This is a genomic window from Bacillus cereus group sp. Bce041 (assembly GCF_052646455.1).
In genome coordinates this window covers 20933-40489 of record NZ_JBQXON010000009.1, presented here as the reverse complement: position 1 = coordinate 40489, position 19557 = coordinate 20933, and the positions used below count along the sequence as shown (strand labels likewise).

The following is a 19557-nucleotide window of genomic DNA, read 5'->3' as shown; positions in this document are numbered from 1 at the left end:
TTGTAAGGGAAAGGAACTGTGTATGAATAAGCAAAGAATTTATAGTATAGTAGCAATTCTGCTATTTGTTGTAGGTGGCGTGTTAATTGGAAAGCCATTTTATGATGGATATCAGGCTGAAAAGAAACAGACTGAAAATGTGCAGGCTGTTCAAAAGATGGATTATGAAAAGCATGAGACGGAATTTGTAGATGCTTCCAAAATTAATCAACCAGACTTGGCGGAAGTAGCGAATGCATCATTAGATAAGAAACAAGTAATTGGTCGTATTTCGGTTCCAAGTGTTTCAGTAGAACTGCCTGTTTTAAAAGCTTCTACTGAAAAAAACTTATTATCAGGTGCAGCGACAGTAAAAGAGAATCAAGTTATGGGAAAAGGAAATTACGCATTAGCAGGACATAACATGTCTAAAAAAGGTGTTTTATTTAGTGATATAGCTTCTTTGAAAAAAGGCGATAAAATTTATTTGTATGACAATGAAAATGAATATGAGTATGCGGTTACTGGTGTATCTGAAGTGACTCCTGATAAGTGGGAAGTTGTAGAGGATCATGGGAAAGATGAGATAACGCTTATTACATGTGTATCTGTAAAGGATAATTCTAAGCGTTATGTTGTTGCTGGTGATTTAGTAGGAACGAAGGCGAAGAAGTAAAAAAGAAGGTGAACTCTTTAAAGAGTTCACCTTCTTTTTTACTAATGTTGAGAAATAATAGAATATTTTGGTTTGTATTCAAATATTATTCTATTTATGTATAATAAAGTTAGGATTCTATATTTTGGGAGGAACAAGAGTGAGACAACAGGTGAAGAAACTTCTTTTAACAACGAGTATAGCGTTATTGGTAGCTCCAATTTCAGCTTATGCACATCCAGGGCGTACAGATGCTAATGGCGGACATACGTGTCGTACAAATTGTGAGAAATGGGGATTACAGTACGGGGAATATCATTATCACAATAAACCAGCTTCTAGTAGTGGCGCAACGAGCCCAGCTCCTAGCCAGAATAATAATAGTGCTGTAGAAGCTGAGAGACAAGCAGAAGCACAGCGCAATACCGAGGCGGAAAAACAACGTAATGCAGAAGCACAGCGTAAAGCTGAAGAAGAGAGACAACGTGTAGCCGAGGAACAAAGAAAAGCTGAAGAGGCACGTAAGCAAGAGGAAGCGCAGCGCCAAGCTGATATGGAAAAAGGTCAACTTGAAGGTCAAAAGAATGGAGAAACTGATTTTAAAGCAGGAAAAAATGATGCAGAAGTGCATGTAGCTGGAAAATCTGATGCATATAAACAAGCGTTTAAAGCGACTTATGCAGCCGTATGGTCTTTAGAAGAGCAGAAGAAAACGCATTTTGAAAAAGGAAAAGAACAAGGGTTAGCACAAGAGACGATGGACGATAGTCAAGTTGCTCCAGAGTTTAAGGTAAACTTTGCAGACGGATTCAAAGTAGGGAATAAAGAAAGAACAGAAAAAATTGAAAAAGAGCAAGCTGAGTTAGGGGAAAAGACAGGGAAAGAACTAGCTGAAAAGAATCCTGGAAATAGAGAGAAAGAAGTATACGTGAAGGCATATGAAACAGCGTATGAAAAAGGCTATAAGTCTACAAAAAAGGTAGTAGAAAAGGCTGGCTATAAGTATGCATTTGAAAACTATGATTTAAAAGTTCCTGCTAAGTATGAAAGAAATGAATTGTTAAAGAAATGGTTTACTGAAGGATTTAAATCGAATAAAAAAGCAGCGGAAATTCGAGAAGAAGGGTATAAAAAGGGAGACAGCTGGTTCTCATTCTTCTATAAGAGTTTCGTACCAAGTGAATATAAAGAACATAAAGAGCTGTACGAACAAGCAATTGAAAAAGGTAAAACAGCATAAAAAAAGATGAGGAGAAATTCCTCATCTTTTTTAATCCATCCATTTCACTAATTTCTTAGAAATTAATAATAAAACACAACCTAGTACAATTGCCACAGCGCCAATAACTGTGAATACTTCAGCGTATCCAAGTGAAGTTGTGAAGCTTGCAAGTTGTCCGCCTAAAATGTTGGCGATACCTGAACTTGCTAGCCATACACCCATTAGTAAAGATGCTAATTTTACCGGAGCAAGCGCACTAACCATTGATAGTCCGACAGGTGATAAGAATAGCTCACCTAACGTATGGAAAAGATACGTAAAGACGATAAACAGTAAGTTTGCTTTTTCTGTAATGTTATGTTCATCACTACCTGTTTTTAATGTAGCGATAACGAGAATGATATAACCAATACCGAGCAAAATCATACCAAGTCCCATTTTAGTTGGGATTTTTAAATCACCCTGCTTGCGAGTTGCAAGTTTTGCCCATAATGCAGAAATGACTGGAGCAAGTAAAATAATAAATAATGGATTGACCGATTGGAACCAAGATGTTGGAACTTCCCATCCGAACACAGAGCGGTCTACAAATTTGTTTGTATATAATGTTAATGAGCTACCAGCTTGTTCAAAGCCAGCCCAGAAGAAGACAACGAAGCATGTTAAAATGACGATAACTGCGGTACGTTGTTTTTCTTTTTTTGTTAATGGTGTATCTCCTACTGATGGTTGTCCAGCAGCTGTTTGTAAATCGCGAGTTGGTTTTTTACCGATATTACCAAGGAAGCGATTTGATAGTGTTGTAAATAAAATTTGTCCAATGATCATTCCGATTGAAGCGGCTAAGAAACCGTAACGGAATCCGTAATGTACAACGCCATCAACTGTTGTTTTGAATAAATTTTCTGATAAAAATCCGCAAACGAGTGGAGCTAAAAATGAACCGACGTTAATACCCATATAGAAAATGGTAAATGCACTATCACGTTTTGGATCGTTCTCTTCGTATAATTCTCCAACCAGTGTAGAGATGTTCGGTTTGAAGAATCCGTTACCGATAATAATAAGCGCTAATCCGAGGTATAGGCCTAATTGGTTTTGCAAGGCAAATAGTGTAAGGTTACCGATTGCCATTGTTATACCACCAATTGTGATTGCTTTTCGTCTACCTAGAAAACGGTCTGTTAAGTATCCACCAATCATTGGTGTGAAATAACAGGCCCCAGTATAAAATCCGTAAATAGAGAGTGCCCATGCGGGACTAAACCCAAGACCACCGCTTACTAAAGCTGTCGTTAAATATAATGTTAATAATCCTCGTAATCCATAGTAACTAAATCTTTCCCACATTTCTGTAAAGAAGAGTAAGTATAAACCTGGAGGATGTTTCTTTTTTCTTTGTTGTTCTCTTTCTAGTTGTATCGCTGATTCCATGTTATTTTCCTCCTGACACAAACAAAAACAAAGTTAATAATTTTGTACATTTAATATTTTACTTTATTAACTATTATAAGTCAATAAAGGTTGATTTTTCAGAAGAAATTGGAAAAGAGGAATAGCTATAGAATGGGTGTTTCTTTTGTGATAGACTATGGACTATGTTTTCTTTGTAAGGAAGCGGGTTATTGTACTTTTTTATATGTGAAATTGATTTCATAAAAGATGAAATTAAAGAAGGAGAAAGAAATGAAATTGTTACAGAAAAAAGAAATTTTACTTATTAGCCTTATGTTATTCTCTATGTTCTTTGGAGCAGGGAATCTGATATTTCCACCTTTCCTTGGGTATGAAGCAGGAGAACATGTTTGGATTTCATTAGTAGGGTTTATTATATCAGCAACAGGTCTTCCTATATTAGGTGTTATCTCTATTGCAAAAGCAGGAAGTTTTCAAACGTTAGCGGGTAGGGTTCATTCTTCATTTGCAATTATTTTTCCATGTATCGTGTATGTATTTATTGGACCTGGGCTTGGTATACCCCGTGCGGGAAGTTTAGCTTTTGAAATGGGGCCAGGTCAGTTATTCCCTGAAGCAGGAAACGGATTATTATTGTTTTACACAGTTATTTTCTTTAGTATTGTTTACTGGTTAAGTTTATCCCCATCTAAATTAATGGGGTTGTTTGGAAAAGTCTTGACGCCATTATTATTATGTATGATTGCACTCATTTTTATAAAGAGTATGTTTACAACAGTAGGAGATATGAAAGAACCAATAGGGAACTATGGCCAAGCTCCTATGTTTCAAGGGTTTTTAGATGGATATTTAACAATGGATGCGTTAGCTGCTTTAATTTTTGGAATTGTTATTGCAAATGCATTACGTGCAAAGGGTATTGAAGATGATAAAGGTTTAGCGAAATATATGAGTATTGCTGGAATTGGGGCAGGACTATTATTATCTATTATTTATGTCATCCTTGGATATGTGGGGGCAATTAGTGGCTCATTAGGAACATTTGATAACGGTGCGAAAGTGTTAGCACAAGTTATGATTACATTATTTGGACAGGGCGGAGTCGTTTTATTAGGTCTTATTTTTACTATCGCGTGTTTATGTGTTTCAATTGGACTTGTTACGTCTTGTAGTCAATTTTTTGCGAGTGCATTTCCGAAAGTATCTTATAAATTGTGGGCATTTATAGTAAGCGTTGTTAGTATGATTTTAGCTAATTTAGGGTTAACGCAAATTTTAAAAGTATCAGTACCAATTCTTGGATTTATTTATCCAATTGCGTTAACGCTTATTATTCTAGGGTTATTCCATCAGTATATTGGAAAGTATGCATACGTATATGCAGTAACTGTTTTGGTTGTAGCGATATTTAGTGCAATTGACATTTTAAATAAAAATGTAATGATGAATCAGTGGACGTCAGCATTAAAATACATCCCGTTTTATACAGAAGGTGTTGGGTGGATTGTTCCAGCTATTGTAGGCATGTGTCTTGGTTTTATCGTTAGCATTTTTCTAAATAAGAATAAATGAGTAAAAAGGTGTTTTCCTATTTTGGGAAGACACCTTTCTTTTTTTGGAAAAATACTATTGAAAATGAATAGACTAAGAGTATGATAAAGATAATTGGTAATATATAGGTTCAATGAGAGTTACGAATAAGGGGGGAGCGTATGAAGAAGGATTTGGATAAGAAAATAGAAGCACTCGAAACGGCAATTGAAACAATTCAAGAAGCACTTGCTGAATTAAAAGTAAAGCAGAGGGAAATAGAAGTAGAAAACGCTCAGCAACATGTTAGTAAGAACAAGAAAGAATATATTGAAACGGTAATGGAGGAAAAGCCAAAAGAAGAAATAGTTAAGATAAAAGAGCCTTTGCAAGAACCTGAGTTAAAACAAGTAGATATATCGGCTTTTAAACCAGAGCCATTTAATATTATTAAGTTTTGTCAGACGTGGTTACCGCGTGTATTTGTCGGTATTATGTTGCTTGGAGTGATCTGGTTATTTAAAGCAGGGGTAGATGCTGGTTTATTAACACCAGCGATACGAATTGTGTTTGGTATCGCATTATCTATCGGGTTGTATTATATAGGAGATATTCAAATTAAAAGAGAGCGGCAAGCGTTAGGATTAGTATTAGCTGGAGGAAGTATTACCGGGATTGTTCTAACGACGTTTGCAGCACATTATTTATATGGATTTATTCCGGCAAGTGTCGCGTTTCTCTGTAATATTGCATGGGTTATTTTAGGGATTTATTTAGCGAAAAGATATCAATCGGAATATCTCACTATTTTCGTAGCGGTCGGTGCGTTCTTCGTACCATTCTTGTTAAATAGTACGACTCCTAATCCTTATATTTTCTTTGGATATGAGACAGTATTAACACTTAGTTTATTATGGTATGCGTTGAAAAATCGTTATAAATACTTATATATGATTTCTTACGCTGTTGCTGCCATTGTCCTTTTCGTTTTCTTTGCTGTTATGTCAATGTTAGTAGAGAACTTGCAAATACAGTTAACGATTGTATATGGTTTGATTCATTTACTATTATTTTGGCATATGTTTACGGAGAGAAGTTTTATACTAGAACCACGTTTGGCGATATTTAGTGCGAATGCAGTGTTCTTTATACTAGCTATTTCAAAAATACCTGATTTTACAACATGGGGATTAATTATTAGTGCACTCGTGCATGCCGCTATGTTCGTATGTGAATATAGGAAAAATAGACATTCTACATTTACAAATCTCTTATTTGGTTTCGCAATGGGAGCATTTAGTTTAGCAATTTTATATGAGTATAGTTTAGTGAATGCAGCGATTGTACTATTGTTACAAGGTTTCCTCGGCATGGTCACTTCTATTAAAGTAAAACAACAGATAAAATTGTATGTTAGTGCGACGGTTTACGCAATTGGAATGATACAGACTATTTTTAGCCCGTTTGATCAATTTATTTCGGCAGGCTTTGTTGCTCATCTTATTTTAATAGGAACGTTCTATTATTGCATGAGAGAAGCGAAAGAAGTATTAGCGAGCTTCGGCAAATATATGTATTCTATAGTGCTCTATTGGTTTATGATAATTGTATTTATTACAATTACGAGAATCGGTGAAGTTTTATCTGCAGATGGAAGCGTAATTAGTGTATCAGTATCGTTATTATGGATGGTATATGCATTATTTGCGGTTTGGTTTGGAAGAAATAGAAATATGAATGAAATATTATATGCTGGTTTAGTCGTTTTAGTCGTAACGGTAGGGAAGTTATTCTTACTTGACTTACCAGAGGTATCGATGATGATTAGGGCAGTGTTATTCCTAATCGTCGGTAGTATAGGTATCGTTATTTCAAGAATGTTTTTCTCGAAGGAAGAGAAGTGAGAAGAAGGCAATCCATGTATGGATTGCCTTTTTTATTATTTCTTATTAATCGTTACAGTTTCATTATATTTCGTTGTTGTATTTTGGCGTAGACGAAGCGTTGCTTGTCCAGTTGTATTTGAATCAATCTGTACATTTACAACTTTCTCAGCAGAGCCTAAGCTGTTTGTTGTGAAAGAAAATGCACTACTATATCCGAAAGTAGATGGCCAAGTGCCGTTTGCATTTTGTACTTTAGCCACTTGTGTTCCACCAGTAGTGAAGATACCTAAAGAATAGTTGTTATACGTTGTATTAGGTAGTAAGTTATTTACTTGAATCTTCATTTGGAAAATTTCATTGTTTGGTAGAATGCTAGGGTGTGTAACGACGTAGTCGCTTGTTGTTACCGCACCGTTATAACCGTATGAACCTGGTTTAAAAGTATTTGTATTAAACCATTGATAACCTGCATTTGGTGCACTCCAAGGTTCAGGTTGTGGTTCTGTTGATAAGCTTGGCTGTTCAAATGTTTGTAGAGCTGTAGGTGAATCAAGTTGTAAACCATTTACTTGATCTAAACTTGTAAATGTCTCTTTATTTGATAACCAATTTACGATGTTTTCTAATAAAATCGCATCGTTTTCTTCTTTATAACCATCGTAAGTTTTCTTTGTTTGGCCAGAATCTTCACGAACGTATTTTGGCGTAGCATCTTCAACAGGAGAAGAGTCACCAATAAAGGCAGCTTTTCCAAGTCCTACTTTTGCGATAGCAGCATATGGGCCTTCTGCAATACCACCGCCATTATAAACGCCACTATCAACAGCGTTATTCCATTTTGATGGATTTTCTGGAAGGTAAACAAGTCCTTTTGCTAGTTTTGGGTTTGTAATTGCTAGAGTAGAACCAGCATGCATTGCTACAGACGAAACACCTTTTGTAATTCCGAAAGATTGTTCAGGCGATACAATTGTTTTCGCTGAAACATCACCAAGTGCATTGTAGCGGAAGCGAATACCGAAGTTGTCAGAGAGCCAATCAGAGCTTTCTACTCCTTGCATAGCTTGTGAATTAGCTTCTTCATTAGACATTCCTTTTGCTGGATTATCCCAAGCACCGCGTCTATATCCATTAAATACTTCAGAAGAGTCCCAGCGATTTTTATTACGATCTGCATTGTAATGATCAGCAATAAAGAAGATACTACCACCATTTTTTACATATTGTAACATAGCGTCCTGCTCAGATTTTTTGTAAGGAATATTAGCTTCTGGAACGATAAATACATTGTAATCTTTTAAGTCTTCGTACGTAATAGGTGTTGATTTACGAAGTTCCTTTACGTGATATCCGTTTTTTGCAATGCCGTTTCCGAAGTCAGAAAAGCCGCCGTCAATAACCCAGTCAGCTGTCCCAGCAGTTTGACCGTGTGTATTATCGAATAATACTTTCTTCCCATTGTTTTGATTTACAACTTTTGCAGCAATTTCAGGAGCTGGGTCTACAGAGCTTTCGGCATAAGTAGACGATATGAACGAGGTCCCTATACTTAGTGTAATTGCTGTTGCTAAAGAAAATGTAATCCATTTTTTATTCTTCATAGAAGAATCCCCCTAATAATAAATATATGTGCTTTAATAATGTAATTTATTTTTCTGTAAAAATAAAGACGGAAAACATAAAAAATATTAAAAAATTGTAAAAATACCGTGAATTTTGTTGAGAAATATTTATATAGATATAAAAACATCCCTTCCAAGTAATAAGGAAGGGATGTTTTGCTTAACTAATTTTTGAGTTAGGTGTTTCATCAATCTTATGAAACCCTTTCATGTAATATACGATTGCTAAGCCGATAAGCCAAATTGGGCCGACAATCAATGCAATTCGTGTATCTTCTGAATACGCCATTATACCTAATACTAATACAAGGAAAACGAGTGAGAAATATGAGCTTAATGGGTATAAAGGCATTTTATACGATAACTTTTGTTTATTTTGAGTAGGCAAGCTTTTACGGAATTTAATTTGAGCGACTAATATAATTCCCCAAGTCCAAATTGCACCGAAAGTTGAAATGCTAGTAAGCCATGTAAATACCTTTGCAGGTACGAGATAGTTTAATATAACACCAATTAGTAAAACGATAGCAGTTGCTACAATTCCTTGGCTTGGAATGCCATTTTTATTTAAACGACCAAATCTTTCAGGAGCTTTTTTCTGCTGAGCTAATGTATATAGCATACGGCCTGTACTAAATAAACCACCGTTACAAGAAGAAAGAGCTGCTGTTAATACGACAAAGTTAATAATACCTGCTGCTTTTGCGATACCAATTTGTTGGAATGTTAATACGAATGGACTGCCTTTCTCACCAAGTTCGTTCCATGGATAAATTGCCATCATAACGAATAATGCCCCAACGTAAAAGAGTAGAATTCTCCAAAATACGTTATCGATTGCCTTTGCGAGTGTTTTCTTCGGATTTTGAGCCTCACCAGCTGTAACACCGATTAATTCAACGCCTAAATAAGCGAATAGTACCATCTGCATGGAGAGTAGTAACCCAGAAAATCCATTTGGGAACCAGCCACCATGTGACCAAAGATTTGAAATACCAGTAGCGATACCACCGTTTCCGAATCCGAATAAAATAATACCAGCTCCGACTACTATCATACAGATAATTGTGACAATTTTAATGAGAGCAAACCAAAACTCAAGTTCTCCAAATACTTTTACCGATAAGAAGTTAAAAGCGCTCATTAATAATAGAGCAAGTAATGCCCAAGTCCAGCGCGGGATATCTGGGAACCAGTACTGCATGTAAATACCAGCTGCTGTAATTTCAGCCATACAAGTAACAACCCATAAGAACCAGTAATTCCAACCAGTAATATAACCAGCGAGTGGTCCAATATAATCATATGCATATTTACTAAAAGAACCAGCAACAGGTTGTTCAATTGCCATTTCCCCAAGCGCTCGCATAATGAAAAAAATAACGAGACCGGCAATCATATAGCCTAGCAAAATAGAAGGACCTGCTAGTTTAATGGCGGAAGCGGATCCTAAAAATAGCCCAACGCCAATAGCTGAGCCCAGTGACATTAAAGTAATATGTCGTTCTTTTAAACCACGATTTAAAGTTCCAGATTTGTTTGTGTGCTGCATAAGAAGAATCCCCCTTGTAGAGTGAACGATATTTGAATGCGTTTACTAAATATTTAACTATTTCAAATTATAAAACATTTCTATCTGTTATGCTACAAAAATAATCATAATGAACTGTACTACATCTGTACTTGTCAGACTTAAACTTAAAATTCTAACTATTAGGGAATATATTGACTCTTCTTTTTATTGATTGTTAAGATTAAGTATTATATTTTCTCACATACTAGTAAGAAAAAGAATGTGTGATAATAATTCAGGTGTAGGAAGGGTACATAAGCATGTTTCAATTACAAAAATATAACACTTCTGTGAAGCAAGAGTTTTTAGCTGGCATCACAACTTTTTTTACATTTGCGTATATTCTTGTCATCAATCCAAAAATATTATCTGATGCAGGTGTACCATTTGACCAAGCGTTTACAGCAACAATTATTGCAACCGTTGTTGGAACAGTAGGTATGGCGATTTTCGCGAATTACCCGATTGTTATTGCTCCAGCTATGGGAATGAATGCATATTTTGCTTATTCTGTTGTACAGAAGGCAGAAGGGATTACATATGTAGTTGCCTTTTCAGCTGTATTTGTAACGGGGATTATTTTTCTTTTATTATCTTTTACTTCGTTTAGGCAAAAGTTAATTTTAGCAATTCCTGATAGTTTAAAGCATGCAATTGCAGGTGGAATTGGACTATTTATTGCTTTTATTGGATTGCGCCTTTCTGGAATTATCGTGGATCATCCGTCTAATTTAGTTACGATTGGTGATTTTCATTCTCCAGCTGTTATTTTAACTTTAATTGGTTTAATATTAGCGGCGGTATTAATGACATTGCGTGTGAGCGGTGCATTATTTATTAGTATGATTGTGACAGGAATTATTGCCTTCTTTACAGGGCAATTGAAGTTTGCTGATAAAATTGTGGCGATGCCTCATTTACCAGAGGGTATCATCGTTTCAAACCCAATCAATGCCTTTTCAAATGTAATTGAATACGGATTATACGGCGTTGTATTTTCATTTTTACTTGTACTTTTATTCGATACAACAGGTGCATTACTTGGTTTAATTAAACAAGCAGGTTTAATTACAGACAATACAGAGAAGCGTTTTGGTAAAGCGTTTATTGCAGATGCAATTGGCGGGACTACAGGTTCTATCTTTGGAACAAGCCCAACAGCAGCGACGATTGAATCGTCAGCAGGTATTGCTGCAGGTGGTAAAACTGGGTTAACAGGGATTGTAGTTGTTGGTCTAACAATTATAACGGCATTTTTTAGTCCTGTTATTGCTTCTTTATCAAGTGTAGCCGCTATTACAGCTCCTTCATTAATTATAGTAGGTAGTTTAATGGCACAAAGCATTCGAGATATTAATTGGAATGAATTTGAAGATGCGTTACCAGCATTTTTAATTTTTATAGGTATTCCGTTAACATCTAGTATTGCGAATGGAATTGCAATTGGATTTTTAGTGTATCCAGTCTTGAAAATTGTGAAAGGGAAAGGGATGGAAGTGCATCCGTTACTATACTTATTTACAATTTTATTTGGATGTCATTTATTCTTATAATATAGGAGAGGGGGCTTCTTATGAGGGGCTCCTTTTTTGTGTATAATAAAGTGAAACTTAAATTAGTAATGTAAAATATAAATTACTTATTGGAATATATATTATAATAAGGGTGGAGGAGAAAGAAACAGTAAACAAAAACATAGACAAAAGTAGGCATATATAGTGAAAAGTAATTATGAAACAATATAAACCGAAAGAATTTTCAGAAATGCTTAATGTCTCTGTTAAGACATTGCAAAGGTGGGACAATCAAGGTGTTTTACCTGCTTACCGAAACCCAAAAGGAAGAAGATATTATACAGAAGAACAGTATAAGAAATATATGGGTATTCAAGAAGAACTTGTTCAGGATTTAATATCTATCATTCATGTATTTAGCTGTAGAATATATGGGTTGAGAAAATACAAAAAGAAAATGTCGGAGGATGAAGACTTATGAAAAGAGCATATTTAATAGAAATCAAACCGACAACTGAACAAATTAGTAAAATCCGTCAAACTATTGGGGTGTGTCGATATGTATATAACCTGTATATCTCTAAAAATAAAGAGGTATATGAGTCGGAGGGGAAATTTCTTAGTGGTTATGACTTTTCCAAATGGTTAAACAACATTCATACAAAAGAGTGTGACCAGTGGATTAAAGAAGTGTCGAGCAAAGCGGTAAAACAAGCGATTATGAATGGAGATAAAGCTTTTAAGCGGTTTTTTAAAGGTTTATCTAAGTTTCCACGATATAAAAAAAAGAAGAAGCAAGATGTGAAGTGCTACTTTCCGAAAAACAACAAAACAGATTGGACAGTAGAAAGACATAGAGTAAAAGTCCCTACAATTGGTTGGATAAGGTTAAAAGAGTATGGATATATTTCAAAAAATACAACTGTAAAAAGTGGTACAGTATATCAAAGAGCAGGAAGATACTATGTGTCTATACTCTGTGAAGTGAAAGAGGTAAAACCAAATGCAACTCTCAATACAGTAGGTCTAGGAATTGATTTGGGAATTAAAGACTTCGCTGTACGTAGCGATGGAAAAACTCACAAAAATATAAATAAAACAGTACAAGTAAAAAAGATAGAAAAACGGTTAAAACGTGAACAACGCTCTTTATCACGCAAATTTGAAAATATAAGAAAGAGAGGTGAACAACCTGTTACTAATAAAAGAGCGAATATAAACAAAAATATTCTTAGGGTGCAACAACTACATGCTAGGCTAGCAAATATTCGATTAGCGTATGTAAAGTCTATTGTAAATGATGTGGTGAAAACCAAGCCAACGTTTATTGTAGTAGAAGATTTGAATGTGAAAGGTATGATGAAGAACAAACATCTATCTAAAGCTGTAGCGCAACAATGTTTTTATGCTTTTAAAACATGGTTATTAATGAAATGTAGGGAATATGGAATTGAACTACGGCAAGTGGACAGATTCTATCCATCTTCTAAAATGTGTTCATGTTGCGGTCAAAAAAAGTCGGATTTAAAGCTGTCTGACCGAGTATATACATGTGAATGTGGCAATGTAATAGATAGAGATTTAAATGCGTCAATCAACCTTTTACAAGCAAAAAAATATACAATAATAACGTAAATAGATTGTATATATGTACGGTGGGCTACATCGGAATTTACGCCTGTGAAGTGTCACAGCAAACTGTAGTAGCAAGTGATTAGCGAGGCAGGGCACGTAGAAGCAGGAATACTCTAAGAATATACATTTGTCTATATTTTTAGTAGCAGGAACATGAATGGCTGTAAGTAAAATAAAAGTCGCGCGTGTTCAATTAGATTTAACACAGCAACAATTAGCAGAAAAAGTAGGCGTTACAAGGCAAACGATTAGTTTAATTGAGAAGGGGAAATACAATCCATCTTTAGATTTATGTTTAAAAATTTGTTATGCAGTAGATAAAACGTTGAATGATTTGTTTTGGGAGGAAAAGGAGTGGTAGGATGAAAATCGTGAAAGATGAACGTTTAATGATTGAAGGGTTAAAACATATTAGATTAGCTTTCATCTTACAAAATATCGTCATACTAGCTATCGTCTTTTACCGCTATGTCTTGCAAGGGGCAGGATATGAAAGTGTTTCGGATTTATTAATGGTATTTATGGGCGGGATAATAATTATTAACTTTTTAAATCTGAAAAATTCAGTGGAAGTGTATGAGCATACGGGCGGAGTGTCGCGTCGTTATTTTATGAAGCTATTATTCATTCCGGTAGGTATTATTATTGGGATTTTAGCTATTTGTATCGTTGTAACACCAGATATTTCGATAAAGGAAATTAGTATGACAGGACTTATTATGTTTGCTTGTTTTTTAGTTCCAAGTTTGTTTATATACATATATATGAAAAAAATAAAAAGAGAAGATTGAAATATAAGAAAGGCTTTCCCATATTGAGGAAAGCTTTTCTCATATTCTTTTATATAGTACTTTATGAAGGCCAATCGGTTCAATTTCAAAGATTTCACCATATTCCTGAAAGCCTAAGTGTTTGTAATAGTCAGCTACAGTAATTCGGCCATTACACCATAATATATTTGCTTGGCGTTCTTGCAAGATTTGTTCCGCCTTCTGAATTAAGGAGCTTCCAGCACGGTTGTTTCGAAATGCAGGTAATGTTGCCATTCCTCGTAGACGATAATGAATACCCGTTGGTAAGTCGGGATATATTTCTTTTGAGAAGGAAGCGATACTAATTAGTTCATCGTTTATAAATGCGCCTAAGTGGAAGGTGTCTGTTTCATAATCGGAAGGGTATTTACAATCTGCTAATGTTTGATTGGGGCGTAAAATTTTTTGACGTAATACGTAAGTTTCAGATCCCTCAATATTTTTCACGGTAATCATATTAACATCCTTTCTTATAACGCTTTTTCTGTTAATTGTATAAAGAAATAGGCAGGTGCGGCGAGAAGTCCGAGTATGCTAGCAGTTCCAAGAAGGAGTGAAAGTAGGAGGCAAGAATATTTTATTCCATTCGATTTTTTCCATCCGTAACTACAAATCTCAATACTAACACCGATGAGAATAATGGCAACGAGTATTTCGGCTAATAATAAGAGAGCTAAAGTTATAATAGACATAATGTAATCCATCCCCATAATATGTGATAGTAACATTTTACCATATGAAATGGAAAAAATGCCCCTCAATTATGTGAGGGGCATTTTTTTATTCTAATATGTTTTTTAGTGTATCGATATGTTCTTTTGAGCCTGTTACAAGTAATGTATCACCGTGTTGTAGTCTTGTATCTCCATGTGGGATTAATGCTTTATTTCCACGATAAATTTGAATGACTAGTACATCACCTAAAAACGGAAGGCGACGAAGTGCAACGCCGTTATATTTATTGCTCCGTAGTTCAACTTCACGGACTGTTTCGTTTGCTGTTGTAATTAAGCGAACGAGACTAGGTTTATCAATAAGCGCACGTAATAAAATACGTGTAGAGTTAATTGTTGAGAATACAGCGATATGTTCTTGCGTTGCTTTTTCTTGTAGAAGTGGATCTTCTACACTTGCAATAACATGTTCAACACCTAGCTCTTTTGCATGTTCTGCCAATAATAAGTTTTGTTCATCATCACTTGTTGCAACAACGACGCGATCTGCATCAAATGCTGTTTGTTCAGTTAATGATGCGATTGTGATGTCATCCAATTTCACGATAGGGAAGTCGTGCGATTTCGCTTCTTCATCATTTATTTTGTTTTGACGCATCATATATAGCGTTACGTCATAATCTTCTCGTTTTAAATCTAGTGATAACGGAAGGGTAATTCTGCTCGCGCCAATAATAGCTACTTTTGGTTTTGGTGTTTCTACTTTTGGGAACATTTTTTTAAACAATATAGGTGCAAAAATACAAGTAATAACTGCGCTTAAAATAAGAGAGGCAGATAAACTTGGACTGATGATCTCCAGTTTTTCACCAATTTGTGCAGCCGCAATAACTAAAGAAAGTGTCGATGTTAATAAAATTGCACTTCCAAGTACGATATTACGTGGATACCATTTTCTTAAGACGAGTGATGGTAAGAGTTTTGAAATAAAGAGTCCTACAATTAAGATTGGGATCATTAGCATGCTAGAAGGTTCTTTGAAAATAGACCACACCTCTAGATTTACACCAACCATTACGAAGAAAATAGGGATGAAGAAACCGTAGCCGATAGAATCAAGTTTTTCCACCATATCTTCATTTGGTGATAATAACGATACAAGTACACCTGCTAAGAAGGCGCCTAAAATATTTTCTGCTCCAACAGATTCCGATAACCCAACTAAGATTAAAATGAGTGCAAAAACAGCTCGTGTATCAATTTGTACACTACCAGCTTTTAAACTATCTAAGTATGGAATGTTTTTAAAACGTTTTGCAACGAAGTAAATAACAATACCAGCGCCGAATAGAAGAAGAAGAAGCCACATGCTTTGGCCGCTTTCGGAATTTAATCCGACGAATACAGCGAGTAAAATCATTGTAACTAAATCCGCAATAACAGCGACTAATAAAATGATTTGCCCAATTGCTGTTTTTCCTAAGTTATTCTCTTTTAATGTTGGTACAACAACACCTAAAGAAATAGTTGAAATAATTAAAGTCATGAACATTGCATTATCTACGAATCCTAGCCATACGAATAGTAATGATAGGGCATAAGATAAGATGAAAATAAATAAGAAGATAATGCTTGCTGCCTGAAATGTATTTGGTTCGTTTGTCGTATTTTTTTTCCCTTTTTGTTTAAAGATAGAAAAATCAATTTCTAAACCGCTTAAGAACATGAGGAAGATAAATCCTAATGTTGATAAAACTTGAAGCCATATATCTGGCTCAATAATATTAAACCCACTTTTACCTACAAAGATTCCTGCAATAATTTCTGCAACGACCACAGGAAGTGCTTTTAATTTAAAGCGTTGTAACAAAAGGGGAACGAAAAACGCGATTGCAACGACAACCATAAGTGATAGAACAGAAGTATGATGTTCCATTGCGTTCTCTCCCTTCAAATAAATATAGTACCTATTTAGCCATATAATAGGTAGAAAAGCAACGCATATGGATTCGATTTCATAAAGAAAGACTTTTCTTAACATTTGTCATAATAAGTATATTTTTCATGATTATGCTGTTAATTCCGTAATGTGGATGTAATAGAGGGGATAAAAAAAGACTGCTGAGGAATCTCAGCAGTCTTTTTCATGTACATTACATTGAGAAGAAGATCCATACAGTTAAACCAACTGTTGCAGTTGCAACGAAGAAACTGTATATCATTGTAAGAATTTGAACTCTTCCTTCTCCTTCTTTTAAATGCATGAACATAATTAATTGTAACAATGCTTGCGCAACAGCCATTATGATAATAGTTGTTAAGACTGTTGAAAGTGGCAATGTTGTGTAAAGTGCCACGTATAACGCTAGAAACGTTAATGCAAGCGATAAAATAAATCCGAAAACGTGTGACCAAGGGAATCCGCTATGCGCATGTCCGTTTGCTTGATTGTTGTTTTGAGCCATTTACGCCACCATCCCGTTCAAGTAAACTAGTGTGTAAATAAAGACCCAGACAAGATCAAGGAAATGCCAGTATAAGCTGATAATGAATACTTTACGAGCTGTAACTGGTGTTAAACCTCGTTTTAAAATTTGGATAATAACACAAATTGCCCAAATGATACCGCCTGTTACGTGGGCTCCATGCGTTCCAAGAAGAACGAAGAATCCAGATAAGAAAGCACTTGTTTGAATTGTTGCGCCTTCACCAATGTACATAATGAACTCTTCGATCTCGAAGAATAGGAAACCTGCACCTAAAAGTAATGTAAGGACGAACCATCCAAGCATCGCTTTTTGGTTATGCTTACGCATTTCATGAATTACGATACCGCATGTAAAACTACTTGTTAAAAGTAGTAATGTTTGAATTAAAAGCGTTTTAAGTTCAAACAATTGCGCTGGTGTTGGGCCATCTGCCGTACGACCAGCAAGGACTAGATAAGAGGCGAAAAGTGTTGCGAACAGCATAATTTCAGCCCCAAGAAAAATCCAGAATCCTAGGATATTCAATCTGCTTTGTTCGGATTGATATTCCAAAGGTAAGCTTTTATCTAAAGCCGCCATGTCATTTCACCTCTCATGCTATATGTTCTGTTTTTTTAATTTCATCAACACTGATATAGTAGCCTTCATCATAATCGAATGAACGATAGATTAAGCAAGCTAAAATACCAATACCACCGATTGCTGCAAGCCAGAACCAGCTAAATACTAATGCGAAACCTGCAAGACCGAAGAATCCAGACGCAATAATAGGCACACCAGAGTTACTTGGCATGTGAATTGGTTTAATATCTTCTGCTGCTGGTGTAACTGTTTCTCCGCGTTTTTTCATGTACCAGAAAGCATCAGCTTCTTTAATTTCAGGAAGCTTCGCGAAGTTGTAATGTTGTACAGGAGAGTGAGTTGCCCATTCAAGTGTACGACCATCCCATGGATCTCCAGTTGTGTCACGTTCACCGTGACGTGCACTCCAAATTACGTTGTAGCAAAGAAGTAGGAAGCCGATACCCATCATTACCGCACCAACAGATGCGATTTGGTTTAGCCATCCCCATCCAAGACTTTCAGAGTAAGTGTACATACGACGAGTCATACCGTCTAAACCTAAGAAGTACATTGGGAAGAAACAGATGTTGAATCCGCTCATAAAGATCCAGAATGTCCATTTACCTAGGCGTTCATTTAACATATGACCAGTCATTTTTGGATACCAGAATGTGAATCCAGCAAGCATAGCGAATACTGTACCTGCGATTAATACGTAGTGGAAGTGAGCGATTAGGAAGTAGCTGTTATGGTATTGATAATCAGCTGCTGCCATTCCAAGCATAACCCCTGTAACCCCACCGACTACGAAGTTTGGAATAAATGCCAATGACCAAAGCATTGGAACTGTAAAACGAATACGTCCTTTATACAGTGTAAACAACCAGTTAAAGATCTTAACCCCGGTTGGAATCGAAATCGCCATTGTCGAAATCGAGAAGAATGAGTTAACCGCTGGACCTGCACCCATCGTGAAGAAGTGGTGAAGCCATACGACGAAACTTAGTAAAGAAATTGCAACCATTGAGTATACCATTGCACTGTAACCGAATAGACGTTTACGTGAGAATGTACTAATGATTTCAGAGAAAATACCGAATGCCGGTAAAATAACGATATATACTTCAGGGTGACCCCATACCCAGAACAGGTTGGCCCATAACATTGGCATACCGCCGCTCGCCATCGTAAAGAAGTGAGCATCGAATAGACGGTCAAATGTCATTAATGCAAGAGCAACTGTTAATACTGGGAAAGCGAAAATAATGATAATTGTTGTAATTAAGATTGACCAAGTAAACATTGGCATTCTCATTAAAGTCATACCAGGTGTACGCATTTTTAAGATAGTAACAAGGAAGTTAATACCGGTCATTAGCGTACCGAGACCTGAAATCTGTAATGCAATTGCGTAGTAGTTATTTCCTACGCCCGAAGTAAACTCTGTACCTGCCATTGGGAAGTAAGAAGTCCACCCGGCGTCTGGAGAACCACCGATTACGAAAGCGATGTTGAATAACATTGCTCCGACAAAGAATAACCAGAAACTTAAAGCATTTAAGAACGGATATGCAACATCACGAGCACCAATTTGTAATGGTACTACAAGGTTCATTAATCCCATAACGAATGGCATTGCCATGAAAAGAATCATTACTGTACCATGTGTTGTAAAGATCCCGTTATAGTGTTCAGCGTTTAAATAAGTTGTTTCTGGGAATGTTAACTGTGCACGGATCATTAAACCATCCATACCACCACGGAATAACATGATAACCGCAGAAATAATATACATAGCTCCGATTTTTTTATGGTCAACAGTTGTTAACCATTCGTCCCAAAGCCATTTCCATTTTTTATACTTTGTTAGTACGAAAATGATTGCTAATGTCACAAGAACGATAGAAGCGTCTGCACCGTAAATAATCGGGTCACCTGTGACAAAGAATTCATCAAGCTTCACTGTGTTCACTCCAATCTGTTGGA

At 35.9% G+C, this 19557-nt stretch carries 18 protein-coding genes; 9 read left to right on the top strand and 9 right to left on the bottom strand.

Annotation, left to right across the window (positions count from 1 at the left end; translation table 11 throughout):
- Positions 1–22: 22 nt before the first annotated feature.
- Both ACUN13_RS22980 and ACUN13_RS22975 read left to right on the top strand, forming a co-directional pair.
- Positions 23–655: a class A sortase gene (locus ACUN13_RS22980; RefSeq protein WP_445423982.1), complete on the top strand. Its 633-nt coding sequence runs from the start codon at positions 23–25 to the stop codon at positions 653–655.
- A 139-nt stretch (positions 656–794) separates the two neighbouring features.
- A complete protein-coding gene (locus tag ACUN13_RS22975) occupies positions 795–1874 on the top strand; it encodes a YHYH domain-containing protein (protein WP_088345286.1) in 1080 nt (359 codons plus the stop codon).
- Positions 1875–1904: 30 nt separating this feature from the next.
- Here ACUN13_RS22975 and ACUN13_RS22970 read toward each other — a convergent pair whose 3' ends face one another.
- A complete protein-coding gene (locus ACUN13_RS22970) occupies positions 1905–3290 on the bottom strand; it encodes a peptide MFS transporter (RefSeq protein WP_000443143.1) in 1386 nt (461 codons plus the stop codon).
- A gap of 252 nt (positions 3291–3542) precedes the next feature.
- Here ACUN13_RS22970 and brnQ1 point away from each other — a divergent pair, with 252 nt between their 5' ends.
- Positions 3543–4844: a branched-chain amino acid transport system II carrier protein BrnQ1 gene (gene brnQ1, locus ACUN13_RS22965; protein WP_000771689.1), complete on the top strand. Its 1302-nt coding sequence runs from the start codon at positions 3543–3545 to the stop codon at positions 4842–4844.
- 140 nt (positions 4845–4984) lie between these two features.
- A complete protein-coding gene (locus ACUN13_RS22960; protein ID WP_000710919.1) occupies positions 4985–6706 on the top strand; it encodes a DUF2339 domain-containing protein in 1722 nt (573 codons plus the stop codon).
- Between the two features lie 35 nt (positions 6707–6741).
- On the opposite strand, the gene ACUN13_RS22955 is transcribed toward ACUN13_RS22960, so the two are convergent.
- Complete coding sequence (locus ACUN13_RS22955) at positions 6742–8289, bottom strand: hypothetical protein (protein ID WP_000791522.1); 1548 nt, start codon at positions 8287–8289, stop codon at positions 6742–6744.
- A gap of 181 nt (positions 8290–8470) precedes the next feature.
- Complete coding sequence (locus ACUN13_RS22950) at positions 8471–9862, bottom strand: amino acid permease (protein ID WP_001164897.1); 1392 nt, start codon at positions 9860–9862, stop codon at positions 8471–8473.
- 281 nt (positions 9863–10143) lie between these two features.
- Between ACUN13_RS22950 and ACUN13_RS22945 the strand changes: the two genes are divergently transcribed.
- From ACUN13_RS22945 to ACUN13_RS22925, 5 genes are all read left to right on the top strand, one after another.
- A complete protein-coding gene (locus tag ACUN13_RS22945) occupies positions 10144–11436 on the top strand; it encodes an NCS2 family permease (RefSeq protein ID WP_025687854.1) in 1293 nt (430 codons plus the stop codon).
- 178 nt (positions 11437–11614) lie between these two features.
- Positions 11615–11878: a MerR family transcriptional regulator gene (locus ACUN13_RS22940; RefSeq protein WP_000816201.1), complete on the top strand. Its 264-nt coding sequence runs from the start codon at positions 11615–11617 to the stop codon at positions 11876–11878.
- Positions 11875–13032 carry an RNA-guided endonuclease TnpB family protein gene (locus ACUN13_RS22935; protein ID WP_025687755.1) on the top strand — a complete coding sequence of 386 codons (1158 nt, stop codon included), beginning with the start codon at positions 11875–11877 and terminating at the stop codon, positions 13030–13032. Before ACUN13_RS22940 ends, ACUN13_RS22935 begins: the two co-directional genes overlap by 4 nt.
- A gap of 157 nt (positions 13033–13189) precedes the next feature.
- Positions 13190–13393: a helix-turn-helix transcriptional regulator gene (locus tag ACUN13_RS22930; RefSeq protein ID WP_000301183.1), complete on the top strand. Its 204-nt coding sequence runs from the start codon at positions 13190–13192 to the stop codon at positions 13391–13393.
- Between the two features lies 1 nt (position 13394).
- A complete protein-coding gene (locus tag ACUN13_RS22925; RefSeq protein ID WP_000706629.1) occupies positions 13395–13823 on the top strand; it encodes a hypothetical protein in 429 nt (142 codons plus the stop codon).
- Positions 13824–13862: 39 nt separating this feature from the next.
- Here ACUN13_RS22925 and ACUN13_RS22920 read toward each other — a convergent pair whose 3' ends face one another.
- The 6 genes from ACUN13_RS22920 to qoxB all read right to left on the bottom strand — a co-directional run bounded on the left by ACUN13_RS22920 (position 13863) and on the right by qoxB (position 19534).
- The gene (locus ACUN13_RS22920) at positions 13863–14300 is read right to left on the bottom strand and encodes a GNAT family N-acetyltransferase (RefSeq protein ID WP_000633767.1); all 438 of its coding nucleotides are present in this window, start codon (positions 14298–14300) and stop codon (positions 13863–13865) included.
- A gap of 14 nt (positions 14301–14314) precedes the next feature.
- On the bottom strand, positions 14315–14572 hold the full coding sequence (locus ACUN13_RS22915) for a DUF4022 family protein (RefSeq protein ID WP_000926991.1): 258 nt from the start codon (positions 14570–14572) through the stop codon (positions 14315–14317).
- Positions 14573–14624: 52 nt separating this feature from the next.
- Positions 14625–16454, bottom strand: a complete 1830-nt coding sequence (locus tag ACUN13_RS22910) for a monovalent cation:proton antiporter family protein (RefSeq protein ID WP_000399965.1) — start codon at positions 16452–16454, stop codon at positions 14625–14627.
- A gap of 217 nt (positions 16455–16671) precedes the next feature.
- Positions 16672–16983 carry a cytochrome aa3 quinol oxidase subunit IV gene (gene qoxD, locus ACUN13_RS22905; RefSeq protein WP_000068425.1) on the bottom strand — a complete coding sequence of 104 codons (312 nt, stop codon included), beginning with the start codon at positions 16981–16983 and terminating at the stop codon, positions 16672–16674.
- Entirely contained in the window at positions 16984–17586 is a 603-nt protein-coding gene (qoxC, locus tag ACUN13_RS22900) for a cytochrome aa3 quinol oxidase subunit III (protein ID WP_000729317.1), read from the bottom strand.
- A 13-nt stretch (positions 17587–17599) separates the two neighbouring features.
- Positions 17600–19534, bottom strand: a complete 1935-nt coding sequence (gene qoxB / locus ACUN13_RS22895; protein WP_000762366.1) for a cytochrome aa3 quinol oxidase subunit I — start codon at positions 19532–19534, stop codon at positions 17600–17602.
- Between the last annotated feature and the right edge of the window lie 23 nt (positions 19535–19557).

Excerpts from the sequence above, each read along its gene's own strand:
- ACUN13_RS22980 (WP_445423982.1), top strand. The coding sequence starts at position 23 with ATGAATAAGCAAAGAATTTATAGTATAGTAGCAATTCTGCTATTTGTT.
- ACUN13_RS22970 (WP_000443143.1), bottom strand. The coding sequence starts at position 3,290 with ATGGAATCAGCGATACAACTAGAAAGAGAACAACAAAGAAAAAAGAAA.
- brnQ1 (WP_000771689.1), top strand. The coding sequence starts at position 3,543 with ATGAAATTGTTACAGAAAAAAGAAATTTTACTTATTAGCCTTATGTTA.
- ACUN13_RS22960 (WP_000710919.1), top strand. The coding sequence starts at position 4,985 with ATGAAGAAGGATTTGGATAAGAAAATAGAAGCACTCGAAACGGCAATT.
- ACUN13_RS22955 (WP_000791522.1), bottom strand. The coding sequence starts at position 8,289 with ATGAAGAATAAAAAATGGATTACATTTTCTTTAGCAACAGCAATTACA.
- ACUN13_RS22950 (WP_001164897.1), bottom strand. The coding sequence starts at position 9,862 with ATGCAGCACACAAACAAATCTGGAACTTTAAATCGTGGTTTAAAAGAA.
- ACUN13_RS22945 (WP_025687854.1), top strand. The coding sequence starts at position 10,144 with ATGTTTCAATTACAAAAATATAACACTTCTGTGAAGCAAGAGTTTTTA.
- ACUN13_RS22940 (WP_000816201.1), top strand. The coding sequence starts at position 11,615 with ATGAAACAATATAAACCGAAAGAATTTTCAGAAATGCTTAATGTCTCT.
- ACUN13_RS22935 (WP_025687755.1), top strand. The coding sequence starts at position 11,875 with ATGAAAAGAGCATATTTAATAGAAATCAAACCGACAACTGAACAAATT.
- ACUN13_RS22930 (WP_000301183.1), top strand. The coding sequence starts at position 13,190 with ATGGCTGTAAGTAAAATAAAAGTCGCGCGTGTTCAATTAGATTTAACA.
- ACUN13_RS22925 (WP_000706629.1), top strand. The coding sequence starts at position 13,395 with ATGAAAATCGTGAAAGATGAACGTTTAATGATTGAAGGGTTAAAACAT.
- ACUN13_RS22920 (WP_000633767.1), bottom strand. The coding sequence starts at position 14,300 with ATGATTACCGTGAAAAATATTGAGGGATCTGAAACTTACGTATTACGT.
- ACUN13_RS22915 (WP_000926991.1), bottom strand. The coding sequence starts at position 14,572 with ATGTTACTATCACATATTATGGGGATGGATTACATTATGTCTATTATA.
- ACUN13_RS22910 (WP_000399965.1), bottom strand. The coding sequence starts at position 16,454 with ATGGAACATCATACTTCTGTTCTATCACTTATGGTTGTCGTTGCAATC.
- qoxD (WP_000068425.1), bottom strand. The coding sequence starts at position 16,983 with ATGGCTCAAAACAACAATCAAGCAAACGGACATGCGCATAGCGGATTC.
- qoxC (WP_000729317.1), bottom strand. The coding sequence starts at position 17,586 with ATGGCGGCTTTAGATAAAAGCTTACCTTTGGAATATCAATCCGAACAA.